The organism is Massilia phyllostachyos (genome assembly GCF_021044825.1).
GTDB classification, from domain to species: Bacteria; Pseudomonadota; Gammaproteobacteria; order Burkholderiales; family Burkholderiaceae_D; genus Telluria; species Telluria phyllostachyos.
Genome location: NZ_JAJNOC010000003.1, coordinates 216338 through 230524, shown reverse-complemented (window position 1 = coordinate 230524; position 14187 = coordinate 216338). Strand labels below are relative to the sequence as shown.

At 67.1% G+C, this 14187-nt stretch carries 14 protein-coding genes; 7 read left to right on the top strand and 7 right to left on the bottom strand.

Annotated features, from left to right (window positions below; translation table 11 throughout):
• Positions 1–6 precede the first annotated feature (6 nt).
• Positions 7–2352, top strand: coding sequence for a penicillin-binding protein 1A (locus LQ564_RS11970; RefSeq protein ID WP_231058320.1), 2346 nt, complete (start codon positions 7–9; stop codon positions 2350–2352).
• A 70-nt stretch (positions 2353–2422) separates the two neighbouring features.
• On the opposite strand, the gene LQ564_RS11965 is transcribed toward LQ564_RS11970, so the two are convergent.
• The gene (locus LQ564_RS11965; RefSeq protein WP_231058319.1) at positions 2423–3571 is read right to left on the bottom strand and encodes a glutathione-independent formaldehyde dehydrogenase; all 1149 of its coding nucleotides are present in this window, start codon (positions 3569–3571) and stop codon (positions 2423–2425) included.
• A gap of 354 nt (positions 3572–3925) precedes the next feature.
• Here LQ564_RS11965 and LQ564_RS11960 point away from each other — a divergent pair, with 354 nt between their 5' ends.
• From LQ564_RS11960 to LQ564_RS11950, 3 genes are read left to right on the top strand one after another with little or no spacing between them, the layout of a single operon-like run.
• Positions 3926–4879 carry an L-dopachrome tautomerase-related protein gene (locus tag LQ564_RS11960; protein ID WP_231058318.1) on the top strand — a complete coding sequence of 318 codons (954 nt, stop codon included), beginning with the start codon at positions 3926–3928 and terminating at the stop codon, positions 4877–4879.
• Positions 4880–4919: 40 nt separating this feature from the next.
• Positions 4920–5606, top strand: coding sequence for an SRPBCC family protein (locus tag LQ564_RS11955; protein WP_231058317.1), 687 nt, complete (start codon positions 4920–4922; stop codon positions 5604–5606).
• An 11-nt stretch (positions 5607–5617) separates the two neighbouring features.
• Positions 5618–6790: a zinc-dependent alcohol dehydrogenase gene (locus LQ564_RS11950; RefSeq protein WP_231058316.1), complete on the top strand. Its 1173-nt coding sequence runs from the start codon at positions 5618–5620 to the stop codon at positions 6788–6790.
• Between the two features lie 14 nt (positions 6791–6804).
• On the opposite strand, the gene cyaY is transcribed toward LQ564_RS11950, so the two are convergent.
• A complete protein-coding gene (gene cyaY, locus LQ564_RS11945) occupies positions 6805–7134 on the bottom strand; it encodes an iron donor protein CyaY (RefSeq protein ID WP_231058315.1) in 330 nt (109 codons plus the stop codon).
• 41 nt (positions 7135–7175) lie between these two features.
• Between cyaY and lptM the strand changes: the two genes are divergently transcribed.
• Complete coding sequence (gene lptM / locus LQ564_RS11935) at positions 7176–7358, top strand: LPS translocon maturation chaperone LptM (protein ID WP_371873474.1); 183 nt, start codon at positions 7176–7178, stop codon at positions 7356–7358.
• Between the two features lie 8 nt (positions 7359–7366).
• On the top strand, positions 7367–8644 hold the full coding sequence (gene lysA, locus LQ564_RS11930) for a diaminopimelate decarboxylase (protein WP_231058574.1): 1278 nt from the start codon (positions 7367–7369) through the stop codon (positions 8642–8644).
• A gap of 29 nt (positions 8645–8673) precedes the next feature.
• Here lysA and msrQ read toward each other — a convergent pair whose 3' ends face one another.
• The 4 genes from msrQ to LQ564_RS11910 all read right to left on the bottom strand — a co-directional run bounded on the left by msrQ (position 8674) and on the right by LQ564_RS11910 (position 12453).
• Positions 8674–9297, bottom strand: coding sequence for a protein-methionine-sulfoxide reductase heme-binding subunit MsrQ (msrQ, locus tag LQ564_RS11925; protein WP_231058314.1), 624 nt, complete (start codon positions 9295–9297; stop codon positions 8674–8676).
• A gap of 2 nt (positions 9298–9299) precedes the next feature.
• Positions 9300–10271: a protein-methionine-sulfoxide reductase catalytic subunit MsrP gene (gene msrP, locus LQ564_RS11920; RefSeq protein ID WP_231058313.1), complete on the bottom strand. Its 972-nt coding sequence runs from the start codon at positions 10269–10271 to the stop codon at positions 9300–9302.
• Positions 10272–10336: 65 nt separating this feature from the next.
• Positions 10337–11770, bottom strand: coding sequence for a heavy metal sensor histidine kinase (locus LQ564_RS11915; protein ID WP_231058312.1), 1434 nt, complete (start codon positions 11768–11770; stop codon positions 10337–10339).
• Positions 11767–12453, bottom strand: a complete 687-nt coding sequence (locus tag LQ564_RS11910) for a heavy metal response regulator transcription factor (RefSeq protein ID WP_231058311.1) — start codon at positions 12451–12453, stop codon at positions 11767–11769. The genes LQ564_RS11915 and LQ564_RS11910 overlap by 4 nt, the downstream gene beginning before the upstream one ends.
• A gap of 138 nt (positions 12454–12591) precedes the next feature.
• Between LQ564_RS11910 and uraH the strand changes: the two genes are divergently transcribed.
• Positions 12592–13002, top strand: a complete 411-nt coding sequence (gene uraH / locus LQ564_RS11905; protein WP_231058310.1) for a hydroxyisourate hydrolase — start codon at positions 12592–12594, stop codon at positions 13000–13002.
• A gap of 6 nt (positions 13003–13008) precedes the next feature.
• Here uraH and ccsB read toward each other — a convergent pair whose 3' ends face one another.
• Positions 13009–14175, bottom strand: coding sequence for a c-type cytochrome biogenesis protein CcsB (gene ccsB / locus LQ564_RS11900; RefSeq protein ID WP_231058309.1), 1167 nt, complete (start codon positions 14173–14175; stop codon positions 13009–13011).
• Positions 14176–14187: the final 12 nt, after the last annotated feature.

Here is a 14187-nt window from a genome sequence, read left to right as displayed (position 1 = left end):
GTCAGCATGAAAGAGAAACAAGCCTCGGGCAAGAACGGGTCGCCCGCCCCCTCGAAATACAGCCCCAAGCGCCTGATCCTGATGGCGGTCGGCGCCGTCACCGGCCTGGCCGTGATCGGCGTGCTGGTGCTGGTGTTCGCGCTCGCGATGGCCTACCCCAACCTGCCCGCGCTCGACACCATCACCGACTACCGGCCCAAGATGCCGCTGCGGATCTTCACCGCCGATAACGTCCTGATCGGGGAATTCGGCGAGGAGCGCCGCACCCTGGTGCACTTCAAGGACATCCCGGACGTGATGAAGAAGGCCGTGCTCTCGATCGAGGACGACCGCTTCTACCAGCACAGCGGCATCGACTACCTCGGCATCCTGCGCGCCGTGTTCCGCAACGCCACCGGCGGCTCGCGCCAGGGCGCCTCGACCATCACCCAGCAGGTCGCGCGCAACTTCTTCCTGTCGTCCGAGCAGACCTTCAAGCGCAAGGCCTACGAGGCGCTGCTGGCGTGGAAGATCGAGAAGAACCTCAGCAAGGACCAGATTCTCGAGCTGTACATGAACCAGATCTACCTGGGCCAGCGCGCCTTCGGCTTCCAGTCGGCGGCCCAGATCTACTACGGCAAGGACCTGCGTGACATCACCGTGGCCGAAGCCGCGATGCTGGCCGGCCTGCCCAAGGCGCCGTCGGCCTACAACCCCGTGGTGAACCCGACCCGCGCCAAGACGCGCCAGCAGTACATCCTGCAGCGGATGCACGACCTGGGCTACATCAGCGACGCCCAGTACAAGCAGGCCAAGGAAGAACCTCTGAAGATCAAGACCGACAGCACCGCCTTCGGCGTGCACGCCGAGTACGTGGCCGAGATGGCGCGCCAGCTGGTCTACGAGCAGTTCAAGGAAGACACCTACACGCGCGGCCTGAACGTGTTCACCACCATCACCAAGGCCGACCAGGACGCGGCCTACCTGGCGCTGCGCCGCGGCGTGATGGACTACGAGCGCCGCCACCCCTACCGCGGCCCGGAATCCTATATCGAGATCCCGAGCGAGAAGGGCGAGGCCGACGAGGCCATCGAGGCCGAGCTGGCCGAACACCCGGACAGCGACAACATCGTCGCCGCCATCGTGCTGCAAGCCTCGCCGACCCAGGTCACCGCCACCATCGCCTCCGGCGAAACGATCAAGATGAGCGGCCCGGGCCTGAGCTTTGCGAAGGCCTGGCTGTCCGACAAGGCCGCGCCGAACCGCCGCATCCGCCGCGGCGCCGTGGTGCGCGTGATGCAGGACGACGAATCGAAGTGGGTCATCACGCAAATGCCGGAAGTGGAATCGGCGTTTGTTGCGGCGAACACCGAGGACGGCGCGATCCGCGCGCTGGTCGGCGGCTTCGACTTCAACCGCAACAAGTTCAACCACGTGACGCAGGCCTGGCGCCAGCCGGGTTCCTCGTTCAAGCCCTTCATCTATTCGGCCTCGCTGGAACGCGGGCTGTCGCCGGCGACGATCGTCAACGACGCGCCGATCAGTTTTGACGCCGGCCAGACCGGCGGCCAGGCCTGGGAGCCGAAGAACTACGACAACAAGTACGAAGGCCCGATGACCATGCGGCGCGGCCTGACCCAGTCGAAGAACATGATCTCGATCCGCATCCTGAACAAGATCGGCGCCCGCTACGGCCAGGAATTCGCGACCCGCTTCGGCTTCGATCCGGAACGCAACCCGGCCTACCTGACGCTGGCGCTGGGCGCAGGTTCGACCACGCCGCTGCAGATGGCCGGCGCCTACGCGGTGTTCGCCAACGGCGGCTACCGCATCAGCCCCTACCTGATCTCGAAGGTCACCGACGCCGACGGCAAGGTGCTGTCGGAGGCGCGTCCGGAACGCGCCGGCGTCGAGGCCAACCGCGTGATCGACGCGCGCAACGCCTTCCTGGTCGACAGCATGCTCAAGGACGTGGTCCGCTACGGCACCGCGGCCAAGGCGATGGCCCTGAAGCGCACCGACCTGGCCGGCAAGACCGGCACCACCAACGACTCGATCGACGCCTGGTTCGCCGGCTACAACCCGAAGCTGGTCGGCATCGCCTGGATCGGCTACGACCAGCCGAAGAACCTCGGCAACCGCGAAACCGGCGGCGGCCTGGCCCTGCCGATCTGGATCGGCTACATGAGCAAGGCGCTCAAGACCGAGCCGATGGTGGAGCGCGAAGTGCCGCCGGGGCTGGTGCTGGCGGGTGGCGAGTACTACTACGCCGAGACGCCGCCGGGGACGGGCGTGGCGACGCTGGACGTCGGACCGCCGCCGGCCCCAAGCGAGCAGAAACAGCGCGACGCCGTCAGGAACGAACTGTTCTGACCTAGCGCTTCGCCGGAAACGGCGCAGGCAGCCCGATGCCGTCCAGTCACCCTGGGCGGCATTTTTTTCATCAAGCCCCGGGATGGAGGATCACCTTGGTCCAGCCATGATCGCGCGCATCGAAGTGCTGGTAGGCGTCCGGCGCCTGCTCCAGCTTCAGTTCGTGCGACACGATGAAGGACGGCTTGGCCCGCCCTGCGTGGATCAGGTCGCGCAGTTGCCGGTTGTAGGCCTTGACGGGGCACTGGCCGGTGGCAACGCGCTGCCCCTTGAACCAGAGCATGCCCCAGTCGAGCGCGATCTTCCCTTCCTTCTCCAGCGCGTCCGGGCCGTTCGGGTCCTCCGGCACGAACACGCCGACCACCCCGATCCCGCCGGTGAACTTGACCGAGTTGACCAGGTTGTTCATCGTGAGGTTGGGCTTCTCCTGGCGGTGATGGTGGTGGTCGTGGCACTGGTAGCCGACGCATTCGCAGCCCACGTCCGCGCCGCGACCATGGGTCAGGTCCATTACCCGCTGCACCGGGTCTTCCTTCGCATAATCGATCGCGATGGCGCCGATCGACTCGGCCAGCTTGAGCCGGTCGGCATGGCAGTCGACCACCATCACGCTGCAGGCCCCCTTGATCATCGCCGAGTGCGCGGCCATCAGGCCCACCGGCCCGGCGCCGTAGATGACCACCGCATCGCCCGGCTTCATGCCGGCCAGTTCGGTCGCATGCCAGCCGGTCGGGAAGATGTCGGCGCACATCACGTAATCGGCCTGCTTTTCCTCGGCGTCCGGCGGCAGCTTCAGGCACATGAAGTCGGCCCAGGGCACGCGCAGGTATTCGGCCTGGCCGCCCTGCCATGGTCCCATGTCGGCAAAGCCGAAGGCGCCGCCGGCCACGCCGGGTTCGTTCGCGTTCAGGCAATAGTTGGTCAGGCCGCGTTCGCAGTTCCTGCAATGACCGCAGCTGATATTGAAGGGCATGCACACCCAGTCCCCGGGCTTGAGGCGCTCGACCGAGGGACCGACTTCCATGACCACGCCCAGGTTCTCGTGGCCGAACACGCGGCCCTGCTCGAAATCGGTACGGCCCTCGTACATGTGCAGGTCCGAGCCGCAGATATTGGTGCTGGTGATCTTGATGATGGCATCGGTCGGACGTTCGATCCTGGGGTCCGGCACGTCTTCCACGGCGACCTGGTTGGGTCCTCGATAGACAACTGCTTTCATGATGTGCTCCTGTGACACGCCATGGCCCGACCTGTCCCGCGGGACGCATCGACGCGCTTCGCCCTGGCAAAAGTTAAGGGAACCGCGGACAGCGCCGCCGCGGAACTATCCCTTCACAGTGATCGCGGACGCCCGGATAACAAGAGGAAGCGGTGCGCAATTTTCTTGATCGGCAGCGCCTTTCGCATAGCTTGCGGAACATGGCTCAACGGGGATTTTGGATGCTGAGCACGCCCGCCGCTCGACCGCAATTAAATATTCGGACTGGCATGTGCGCCTGCAAATAGAACGTTTTTTGCGTGCCAGAATAAACCTCCACGCCATGCAGGCAGTCGTTCTCGGAAGGGAAGCGCCATGCGAACCGCAGCCATTTTTCTCGCACTCGTCTCGGCTGGAGCCGGCCTGTTTTCCGGCGCAGCGCCGGCGGCGCAGGGCGCGCCCGAGGCCCGGCCGGAACATCGCCGCGCCGGCGCCATGCTGCAGCAGGCGGCCCAGTTCGAACACCAGGTCACCGGCGTGACCGTCAGCGAACGTGGCCGCATCTTCGTCAACTTCCCGCGCTGGACCGAGGACGCGCCGGTCTCGGTCGCCGAGGTCTTGAAGGACGGCAGCCTGCGCCCCTATCCCGACGAACGATGGAATGCCTGGCGCAACGTGCGGCGCGACGAACTCGATCCGGCCCAGCACTGGGTCTGCGTCCAGAGCGTGGTCGCCGATGGCCGCGGCAGCGTCTGGGTCGTCGATCCCGCCGCGCCGGCGGTGGACGGCCTGGTGCCGCGGGGACCCAAGCTGGTGCGCATCGACCTCGCCACCGACCGGGTGGCCCAGGTGATCCCCTTCGGCCAGGATGTCGCCATCCCCGGTTCCTACCTGAACGACGTGCGCTTCTCGAACGACGGCAAGTACGCCTACCTGACCGATGCCGGCCAGCGCGGTGCGCTGGTCGTGGTCGAACTGGCCAGCGGCAAGGCGCGCCGCGTGCTGGACGGCCACCCGTCGACCCAGCCCGAGAAAGGCGTGGTCGTGCGCACCGACGGACTATGGATCGGCCGCGGCGGCGACACCCTGTACCTCACCTCGATCGAGGACAACGCGATCAAGGCCCGCCGTCTGTCCCAGGGCCCGGACGGCGCACTGCGCACGGTGGTGCGCGACCCGCGGCTGCGCTGGCCCGACACGTTCAGCCAGGGACCGGACGGCGCCCTGTACGTGACCAGCTCGCGCATCCAGGACTCGGCGTTCTTCAACCGCGCCGCGCCGCTGGCCCTGCCGACACAGCTGTGGCGCCTGCCGCAGCCACGCGACTGACACCGCGCAAGGCGCTTACCGACCACGAGGAGGATGCATCATGACAGGCGACACCGGTTCGACACGAAGAGGCCCGCTGTGGGACATCGGCTGGATTCCCATCGCGCTGGGCGCAGCGGCGCTCGCGGCCGCGCTGGGAGGCAGGAAGAAAGGCGCCGCGGCGCTGGCGCTCGGCGCCGTTGCCGGCGCCGGCGCGGCGGGGGCGCTGCGCAGCGCGCACGGCGCACATGCGAAGACAGGCGCCGAGCCCGAGGTCACGCGTTCGATCACGATCGGCAAGAGCGCGGAGGAGCTGCGCGAGCGCTGGCTCGATCCGCAGACGCTGCCGCAGATCATGGCGGGCTTCGCGACCGTGCGGCAGGCCGGCGCGGGGCGCTTGCACTGGAAGCTGGCGGGTCCTCTAGGCAGCGCCTGCGAATGGGACACCGAGACGGTCGACGGCGCCGGCGACGGCATCGGATGGCGTTCGGTGGCCGACGGTGCCGTCACGAACGAGGGCGCGATCCGCTTCCACCCCGCCCCGGCCGGCCGCGGCACCGTGCTGACCCTGCGCCTGCGGCTGGAGCCGCCGGGCGGCGCGCTCGGCGAGTGGATCGTCCGGCACCTGGGCGCCACGCCGCTGGGCAGCATCGCCGACGGCGCGCTGCGCCGCTTCAAGAACCTCGCCGAGACCGGCGAGATCCCCACCACCGCGCGCCAGCCCGCCGCGCGCGCCGACACCCGCTAAAGGAGCACATCATGCGAGCACTGTACTGGAACGGCGTGAACGACCTGCGGGTCGGCACGGTGAAGGACCCCGAGATCGTCAATCCGCACGACGCCATCCTGCGCGTCAGCCTGTCGACGACCTGCGGCTCGGACCTGCACTTCATCGACGGCTACATCCCGAGCATGAAAGCGGGCGACGTGATCGGCCACGAATTCATGGGCGTGATCGAGGAAGTCGGCTCCGCGGTGAAGCGGGTGGCGAAGGGCGACCGCGTCGTCGTGCCCTCGTTCATCGTGTGCGGCCAGTGCTGGTACTGCCAGCAATCGCTGTACTCCCTGTGCGACAACACCCACCCCAAGCCCGAGCTGCAGGAGCCGCTCTTGGGCGGCTATCCCACCGCCGGCATCTACGGCTACACCCACGCCTTCGGCGGCTACGCCGGCGCGCATGCGCAGTGCGTGCGCGTGCCGTTCGCCGACAACGACTGCTTCAAGGTGCCCGACGGGGTGGCCGACGAGACCGCGCTGTTTCTCTCGGATGCGGCGCCGACCGGCTATATGGGCGCCGACTTCTGCGACATCCAGCCGGGCGACACGGTCGCGGTCTGGGGCTGCGGCGGCGTGGGCCTGATGGCGCAGCAGAGCGCGCGGCTGATGGGCGCCGAGCGGGTGATCGGGATCGACCGTTTCCCCGAGCGCCTGCGGATGGCGCGCGAGCACGCCGGTTCCGAAACGATCGACTACACGCAGGTCGACAGCGTGCTGGACGTGCTCAAGGAAATGACCGGCGGACGCGGTCCGGATGCCTGCATCGATGCGGTGGGAATGGAGGCGCACGGCACCGGGCCGCAATATGCCTACGACCTCGTGAAGCAGGCCATGCGCCTGGAAACCGACCGCGGCCAGGCGCTGCGCGAATCGATCATGGCCTGCCGCAAGGGCGGCACGCTGTCGGTGCTGGGGGTGTACGGCGTGCTCGACAAATTCCCCATGGGCGCCCTGATGAACAAGGGCATGACGCTGCGTACCGCCCAGCAGCACGGGCAAGCGTATATGGAGCGGCTGCTCGCGCACGCACAAAAAGGCGAGCTGAACCCGGCGTATCTCGCCACGCACCGTTTCTCGCTCGAGGACGGACCGCGCGGCTACGACATGTTCAAGTACAAGAAAGACGGCTGCGTGCGCGCGGTATTCTCGCCCTGAAGCCTGGCGGTCGCTCAGCCCAGCGCGACCGGCGCCCCGCCCTGCTCCGTCACGTACTGCGACAGCGACGCGAACAGCTCCGAATCGTCGCGCGTGTTGCGCCACTCGTCGCCCACGCGCTTGTAGTGGTAGCCGCCCGAGCGCGCCGCCACCCACATCTCCTGCAGCGGGGCCTGGCTGTTGACGATGATCTTGGTCGCGTTGCGCAGGAATTCGATTTCCAGCACATTGCCGCTGCGGCGGCATTCGACGTCGACCACGTCGTCGTCGTTCAGCTTGTCGAGGCATCCTTCGATGCGGTCGAGGGTGCTTTCGGCCAGCGCCAAAAATTCGGATTCGGTCATGCTACACTCCAAAGTCTGCTAATCAAACCCCCATTCTAATCGTGAAGTCCACCATCGCACTGCTTTGCGGCGCTGTGCTGCTCGCCGGCTGCGGCCAGACGGGTCCGCTCTACATGCCGAACCCGCCGGCCAAGCCCGCCCCCGCCGCGACCGCCGCCGCCAATCCGCTGCCGGCCCAGCCCGTCCCGTCGAACAACGCGTCCACCCCAGCCCCCAACAAATAAGCACCCTCATGTCGCATTTCCAGTACCAGAACGGCGTCCTGCACGCCGACAGCGTTGCCCTGTCCGCCATCGCCGAGGAATTCGGCACGCCGACCTATGTCTATTCGAAGACCGCCCTGCTCGAAAACTTCGGCGCCTACGCCGATGCATGCACGGGGCGCGACGCGCTGGTCTGCTATGCGATGAAGGCCAACTCGAACCTCGCCATCCTCGACCTGCTGGCGCGTGAAGGAGCAGGCTTCGACATCGTCTCGGGCGGCGAACTGCTGCGCGTGATCGCGGCCGGCGGCGACCCTGGCAAGACCATCTTCTCGGGCGTCGGCAAGACCGTCGAGGAAATGCGGCTGGCGCTGGAAAAAGGCATCCTGTGCTTCAACGTCGAGTCGATCCCCGAGCTGCACCGCCTGAACGAGGTGGCCGGCAGCATGGGCAAGCGCGCGCCGGTGTCGCTGCGCGTGAACCCGAACGTGGACGCCAAGACCCACCCCTACATCGCCACCGGCCTGAAGGCGAACAAGTTCGGCGTCGCCTTCGACGATGCGCTGGCCACCTACCGCACCGCCGCCAGCCTGCCGAACCTGGACGTGGTCGGCATCGACTGCCACATCGGCTCGCAGCTGCTGGACGACGCGCCGCTGCTCGAAGCCCTGGACAAGCTGATCGAACTGATCGACACCCTGCACGGCGAGGGCATCCACATCCATCACCTCGACATCGGCGGCGGCCTGGGCGTGAACTATGGCGCCGAGGGCGACAAGCCGCCGGTCCCGGTGGGCGAGTACCTGGGCCGCCTGTTCGCCCGCATCGACGCCTGGCGCGCTCAAAAGCATGGCGGCGCCCCGGTCAAGGTGATCTTCGAGCCGGGCCGCTCGATCGTGGCCGATACCGGCGTGCTGCTGACGAAAATCGAATTCCTGAAACCCGGCGCGGAAAAGAACTTCGCCATCGTCGATGCGGCCATGAACGACCTGATGCGCCCGACCCTGTACCAGGCCTGGATGGGCGTGCAGGAAGTCGCGCCGCGCGAGGGCGACAAGCTGACTTACGACGTGGTGGGCCCGGTGTGCGAATCGGGCGACTGGCTGGCGCGCGAGCGCGCGCTGAACGTGCAGCCGGGCGACCTGCTGGCGATCATGACGGCCGGCGCCTACGGCATGACCATGGCCTCGAACTACAACACGCGCGGCCGCGCGGCCGAAGTCATCGTCGACGGCGGCCGGGTTCACCAGATCCGCCGGCGCGAGAACCCGGCCGAGCTGTTCGCGCTCGAGTCGATGCTGAAGTAAGAACGAAGCCCGCGCCAGCGGGCTTTTTTTCAGGCGCGCGCTGCCTGCGCCTTCTTCGCATAACTCCAGTAGACCCGCATGGCCAGCAGCAGCGCCACGATCGCACCAAAAATGATCGGCTCCTGGAAGTCGTTCTTCCCCGCCTTCATCCACCAGAAGTGCAGGATGCCGAGCGGCGCGATCAGGTAGATCAGCCGGTGCAGCCACAGCCAGCGCTTGCCGCCCAGGCGCTTCACCATCGCATTGGTGCTGGTGACGGCCAGCGGGATCAGCAGCAAGAAGGCGATGAAGCCGACCGTGATGAAGGGCCGCTTGACCACGTCCTTGAGCATCTCGGCGATGTCGAAGAAGTGATCGAACCAGAAGAAGGTCACGAAGTGCAGCAGCGCGTAGAAGAAGGCGTACAGCCCGAGCATGCGGCGCAATTTGATGACCCAGTTCCAGCCGCTGAGGCGGCGCAGCGGCGTGACGGCCAGCGTGATGCACAGGAAGTACAGGGTCCAGTCGCCGGTGCCGCGCGTCAGGAACTCCAAGGGCTCGACCGGCACGCCCTGCGCCACCAGCCAGGCCATGCGCAGGAAAGGCAGCAGCGCCAGCACGAAGACCAGCGCCTTGATCACCGTGAGCTGCTTGGGCGAAGGATTGAATGCCATCGTCAGAAGAACTTCTTGAGGTCCATGCCGCCGTACAGCGAGGCGACCTGGTCGTAGCCGTTGAACATCAGGGTCTTGCGCTTCCTCTGGAAGAAGCCGTCCTCGCCGATGCGGCGCTCGGTGGCCTGCGACCAGCGCGGGTGGTCGACGTTCGGGTTCACGTTCGAATAGAAGCCGTATTCGTTCGGCGCCGAATCGTTCCAGGCGGTGCGTGGCTGGCGGCTCACCAGGCGGATGCGCACGATCGACTTGGCCGACTTGAAGCCGTACTTCCAGGGCACGACGAGGCGCACCGGCGCGCCGTTCTGGTTCGGCAGCACCTGGCCGTACATGCCGACCGCGAGCAGCGCCAGCGGATGCATGGCCTCGTCCATGCGCAGGCCTTCCACATAGGGCCAGTCGAGCACGGGGCTGCGCAGGCCCGGCATCTGGCGGCGGTCGGCGAGCGTGGTGAACTCGACGTATTTCGCATTGCCGGTCGGTTCGACCTGCTTCAGGAGGTTCGACAGCGAATAGCCGACCCAGGGAATCACCATCGACCAGCCCTCGACGCAGCGCAGGCGGTAGACGCGCTCTTCCAGCGGCGCGAGCTTCAGGATGCGGTCGATGTCGAGCGTGACGGGCTTCTTCACCTCGCCCTCGATGGTGACGGTCCAGGGCCGGGTCTTGAGCGTATGCGCGTTCTCGACCGGGTCGCCTTTGTCGGTGCCGAATTCGTAGTAATTGTTGTAGGAGCTGGCGTCCTTGAAGGACGTCTGCGCTTCGGTCGTCGACAGCGCCGCGTTGCGGGTGGCGGCCAGGCGCTGGGCCGTGGCTTGCGCGAAGGCTTCGCGGTTGGCCATCTCCCAGATGCCGCTGCCGGCCACGGCGGTCGCGGCGGCGCGTGCGATGAACTGGCGCCGGCCTTCGTAGACCTCGCGCGGCGTGATCTCGGAGGGCAGGATGATCCCGTCGGGATTGCGTTTGAAAAGCATGGTTGACTCCGCTGCAGAGAGAGACTTCAGATTACACCAGTCGGCTTAGGCGCGCGTTAGCGCACCTATCCGCCCGGCAAGATGGCGCCTGGCGCGCCGGACAAAAGCGCGTCATTCGCTGGGAAGACGAGCGTGAAACAGGTTTCCGGACCGTCCGATATCACGGTCGCCTTGCCGCCGTGCAAATTCATGATGGCGCTGACGATCGACAGGCCCAGTCCGGTCGAACCCGCGCCATCGCTTCTGGCGCTGTCCACCCGGTAGAAGCGCTCGAACAGGTGCCCAAGGTGCGCGCGTGGAATCGGCGCGCCCTTGTTCTGGACGCTCAACGCGACCGTGCCCACACCGGACTCGGCATGCAGGACGACGGTCGTGCCCGCGTCCGCATGGCGCACGGCGTTCGAGACCAGGTTGGCCAGCGCTCGCCGCACCAGCCCGGCATCGGCGGCGAAGTGTCCCTCGCCGCTGCATTGCAGGCGCAGGCCACGTTCCTCTGCCATGCCCTCGAAGAAATCCGCCACCCGCGCCAGTTCGTCGCGCGCCGCCAGCGGCTGGCGCGCGAGCACGACCTCGTCCTGGCCGGCACGGGCCAGGAACAGCATGCTTTCGATCATGCGCGCAAGGCGTTCGAGTTCCTCGATGTTCGACGCCAGCAGGGTTTCGTATTCTTCCCGGCTGCGGCCTTGCCCCAGCGCCACCTGGCTCTGTCCGATCATGTTCGTCACCGGCGTCCTGAATTCGTGCGCCAGGTCGGCGGAGAATCCGGACAGGCGTGCGTAGCCCTCTTGCAGGCGGCCCAGCATGGCGTTGAAGGCGTCGATCAGCGGCCGCAGCTCGGACGGCGCGTCCGCGATGTCGAGACGCTGCGCCAGAGTGCCTGGCTTGACCAGCGCGGCGTGCTCCGCCACCTTGCGCAGGGGACGCAATCCGCGCCGCAGCATCAGTGCGGCGAGCAGAGCGGCCGCCAGCGCCGCGACTGCACAGGCGCCGAGGATGCGTCCGCGGTAGCGTGCGAACATAGCGGTGCGCTCCCCGTAGGCACGCGCCACCACGACGGTCACGGGAGTGGCGCCCAGACGGGCGCTGCCGGCCACTACGCGTCCCGGGATGCCGCCGCGCGTCGTCCAGCCCGCGATCGCGCCCGCACCCGGCGCCGTGCCGGCTGCGGCCGGCACGGGATAGCGTTCGCCGGCCGGGTTGATATCGGCCAGCACCGTACCGTCGGCCGTGACGATGCGCACCAGCGAATTTTCCTGGCCACGCATGGTGTCGCGGAAGAAATCGGGCTGCGCCGCAAGAAGTTCGGCCGCGCCCGGGCGGCCGAGCACGATCTGTACCTGGCGCAGCTTGCCCAGCAGCTGGAGGTCGTCGCGGCGTACGATTTCGGTCATGAAAGCACGGTACAGGTAGACCCCGAGGCCCGCGGCGCTGACGGCGACGATCAGCACGAAGGCCAGGGTCACGCGCAGGGCCAGGGACTGCCGGAAGGACGCCTTCATGCCGGGTCCTGCGCTTCGCAGACGTAGCCCATGCCGCGCCGCGTGTGGATCAGCTTGCGACTGAACGGGTCGTCGATCTTGCGCCGCAGGCGGCGCACGGCGGCATCGATGACATTGGTGTCGCTGTCGAAGTTCATGTCCCAGACCTGGGATGCGATCAGGGCGCGCGCGAGCACCTGGCCCTGGCGTCGCGCCAGCAAATGCAGCAGGGCGAACTCCTGGGCCGTCAGGAGCACCGCCTGGCCACCGCGCCGAACACGGCGGCGCAGCACGTCGATCTCCAGGTCGGCGATGCGGATCAGCTCTTCCTCGCGCACCGGTCCGCGCCGCAGCAGGGTGCGGATACGCGCCACCAGTTCCACGAAGGCGAATGGCTTGACCAGGTAGTCGTCGGCGCCCAGCTCCAGGCCGCGCACACGGTCCGCGACCTCGTCGCGCGCCGTCAGGAACAGCACCGGGATCTGCTCGGTATCCGGATCCGCGCGCAAGGCTTCCAGCACCTGCCAGCCGTCCATCCGCGGCAACATGACGTCCAGCACCACCAGCTCGACGTCTTCCTCGCGGGCGATGGCCAGGCCGTCGCGCCCGTTGCGCGCGAGGCGCACCGCGAAGCCCGATTCCGCCAGGCCGCGCTGCAGGTAGTCGCCGGTCTTCGGCTCGTCTTCGATCACGAGGATGGTCATGGCGGGAATGGAAAAGAAAACCGCATTCTATGCCGAAGCCTCGCGTCCGAAGATGACGAAGCTGTCATCTGGCGGTCAGCCGGCCGTGGGGGGCGGTATGCGAGCATGGCGGCTTCCTGACTTCAGTGGAGAACCACCATGCGACTCGTCCGCCAACTTACCTTCACCACCCTGCTCGGCGCCGCCGGCTTGGGGGCATCCGCCGCGGCCAACCCGCTCAGCGTCCATGTGCTCGACCAGCAGAGCGGCCAGCCGGGCGCGGGCATCCAGGTCACGCTCGAGCAGCGCAAGGGAACGGAATGGATGCAACTGGCGAGCGGCGTGACGAACGAGCAGGGGCGTATTCCTGCCCTCTACCCCGACGGCAAGGCGATGGCCGCGGGTGATTACCGCATCGTGTTCAGGACGGGCGAGCATTTCGCCCGCAAGGGACAGCCGAGCTTCTTCCCGCGCATCCCGGTCGAGTTCACCGTGGATGCGCCGGCGCAGCACTACCACATCCCACTGCTGCTGAGCCCTTTCGGCTATTCGACCTATCGAGGCAACTGAAGAACCTTACAGTTCGCCGTACGAGTGCAGCCCCGACAGGAACATGTTCACGCCCAGGAAGGCGAAGGTGGTCACCAGCAAGCCCACCACCGACCACCAGGCCGCCACGCGGCCGCGCAGGCCGGACATGAGGCGCATGTGCAGCCAGGCCGCGTAGTTGAGCCAGACGATCAGGGCCCAGGTCTCCTTCGGGTCCCACGACCAGTAGCCGCCCCAGGCTTCGGCCGCCCACAGGGCGCCCAGGATGGTGGCGACGGTGAAGAAGGCGAAGCCGACCGAGATCGACTTGTACATCACATCGTCCAGCACTTCCAGCGCGGGCAGGCGGTCGGCCAGGATGCCATGGGATTTCAGCAGGTAGGCGGTGCCGACCATGGCGGCCAGGGCGAAGGTGCCGTAGCCGATGAAGTTGGCGGGCACGTGGATCTTCATCCACCAGCTCTGCAGGGCCGGCACCAGCGGCTGGATCTGGGCGGCGTCGCGCGAGACCGTGTACCAGAGCAGGAACGCCACCGCGGCCGAGATGATCAACAGCACGAAGGGCCCCAGCTGGCGGGTCGCGTAGCGGCCTTCGTAGTAGAGGTAGAACAGCGCGGTGATGAGCGCGAACAGGATGAAGACCTCATACAGGTTCGACACCGGGATGTGGCCGACGTCGGGGCCCAGCAGGTAGGACTCGTACCAGCGCACCATCATGCCGCTTGATCCCAGCACCACGCCGGCCCAGCACAGCTTGCTGCCGACCGAGCCGCCGAATTCCGAGCGGCTGGCCAGGCCCAGCCAGTAGAACACGGTCGAGAACACGAACAGCGCGCTCATCCACAGGATCGCGGACTGGCTCGACAGCATGTACTTCAGGAAGAACTTCTGGTTGGCCGCGTCGATGACGCCGCCGTAGAGCGAGATCGCCCACAGCGACAGCAGGCCGACCAGGGGCAGCAGCCAGCGCATCGGCTTCCAGTGCCAGCCGAGCAGGGCGAAGGTCGGCGCGGTCGCCACCAGGATCGCCTGCTCGTAGATGTCCATGTGGTGGGCGTAGCGGTTCAGCGCGAACAGCGCCGCCGCCAGCAGGGCGATGGCGTACAGCCAGTCCGCCGGCTTCAGGCTGCGGAAGAACCCGGGTTGCTCGACGTAGGCCTTGGGCTGGCCCGCTCCGGTTTGCGACAGTTCCATGCTGGTCTCCTG

What these genes read in the sequence shown, in the direction of transcription:
- LQ564_RS11970 (WP_231058320.1), top strand. Translation starts at nt 7, where the DNA reads ATGAAAGAGAAACAAGCCTCGGGCAAGAACGGGTCGCCCGCCCCCTCG.
- LQ564_RS11965 (WP_231058319.1), bottom strand. Translation starts at nt 3,571, where the DNA reads ATGAAAGCAGTTGTCTATCGAGGACCCAACCAGGTCGCCGTGGAAGAC.
- LQ564_RS11960 (WP_231058318.1), top strand. Translation starts at nt 3,926, where the DNA reads ATGCGAACCGCAGCCATTTTTCTCGCACTCGTCTCGGCTGGAGCCGGC.
- LQ564_RS11955 (WP_231058317.1), top strand. Translation starts at nt 4,920, where the DNA reads ATGACAGGCGACACCGGTTCGACACGAAGAGGCCCGCTGTGGGACATC.
- LQ564_RS11950 (WP_231058316.1), top strand. Translation starts at nt 5,618, where the DNA reads ATGCGAGCACTGTACTGGAACGGCGTGAACGACCTGCGGGTCGGCACG.
- cyaY (WP_231058315.1), bottom strand. Translation starts at nt 7,134, where the DNA reads ATGACCGAATCCGAATTTTTGGCGCTGGCCGAAAGCACCCTCGACCGC.
- lysA (WP_231058574.1), top strand. Translation starts at nt 7,367, where the DNA reads ATGTCGCATTTCCAGTACCAGAACGGCGTCCTGCACGCCGACAGCGTT.
- msrQ (WP_231058314.1), bottom strand. Translation starts at nt 9,297, where the DNA reads ATGGCATTCAATCCTTCGCCCAAGCAGCTCACGGTGATCAAGGCGCTG.
- msrP (WP_231058313.1), bottom strand. Translation starts at nt 10,271, where the DNA reads ATGCTTTTCAAACGCAATCCCGACGGGATCATCCTGCCCTCCGAGATC.
- LQ564_RS11915 (WP_231058312.1), bottom strand. Translation starts at nt 11,770, where the DNA reads ATGAAGGCGTCCTTCCGGCAGTCCCTGGCCCTGCGCGTGACCCTGGCC.
- LQ564_RS11910 (WP_231058311.1), bottom strand. Translation starts at nt 12,453, where the DNA reads ATGACCATCCTCGTGATCGAAGACGAGCCGAAGACCGGCGACTACCTG.
- uraH (WP_231058310.1), top strand. Translation starts at nt 12,592, where the DNA reads ATGCGACTCGTCCGCCAACTTACCTTCACCACCCTGCTCGGCGCCGCC.
- ccsB (WP_231058309.1), bottom strand. Translation starts at nt 14,175, where the DNA reads ATGGAACTGTCGCAAACCGGAGCGGGCCAGCCCAAGGCCTACGTCGAG.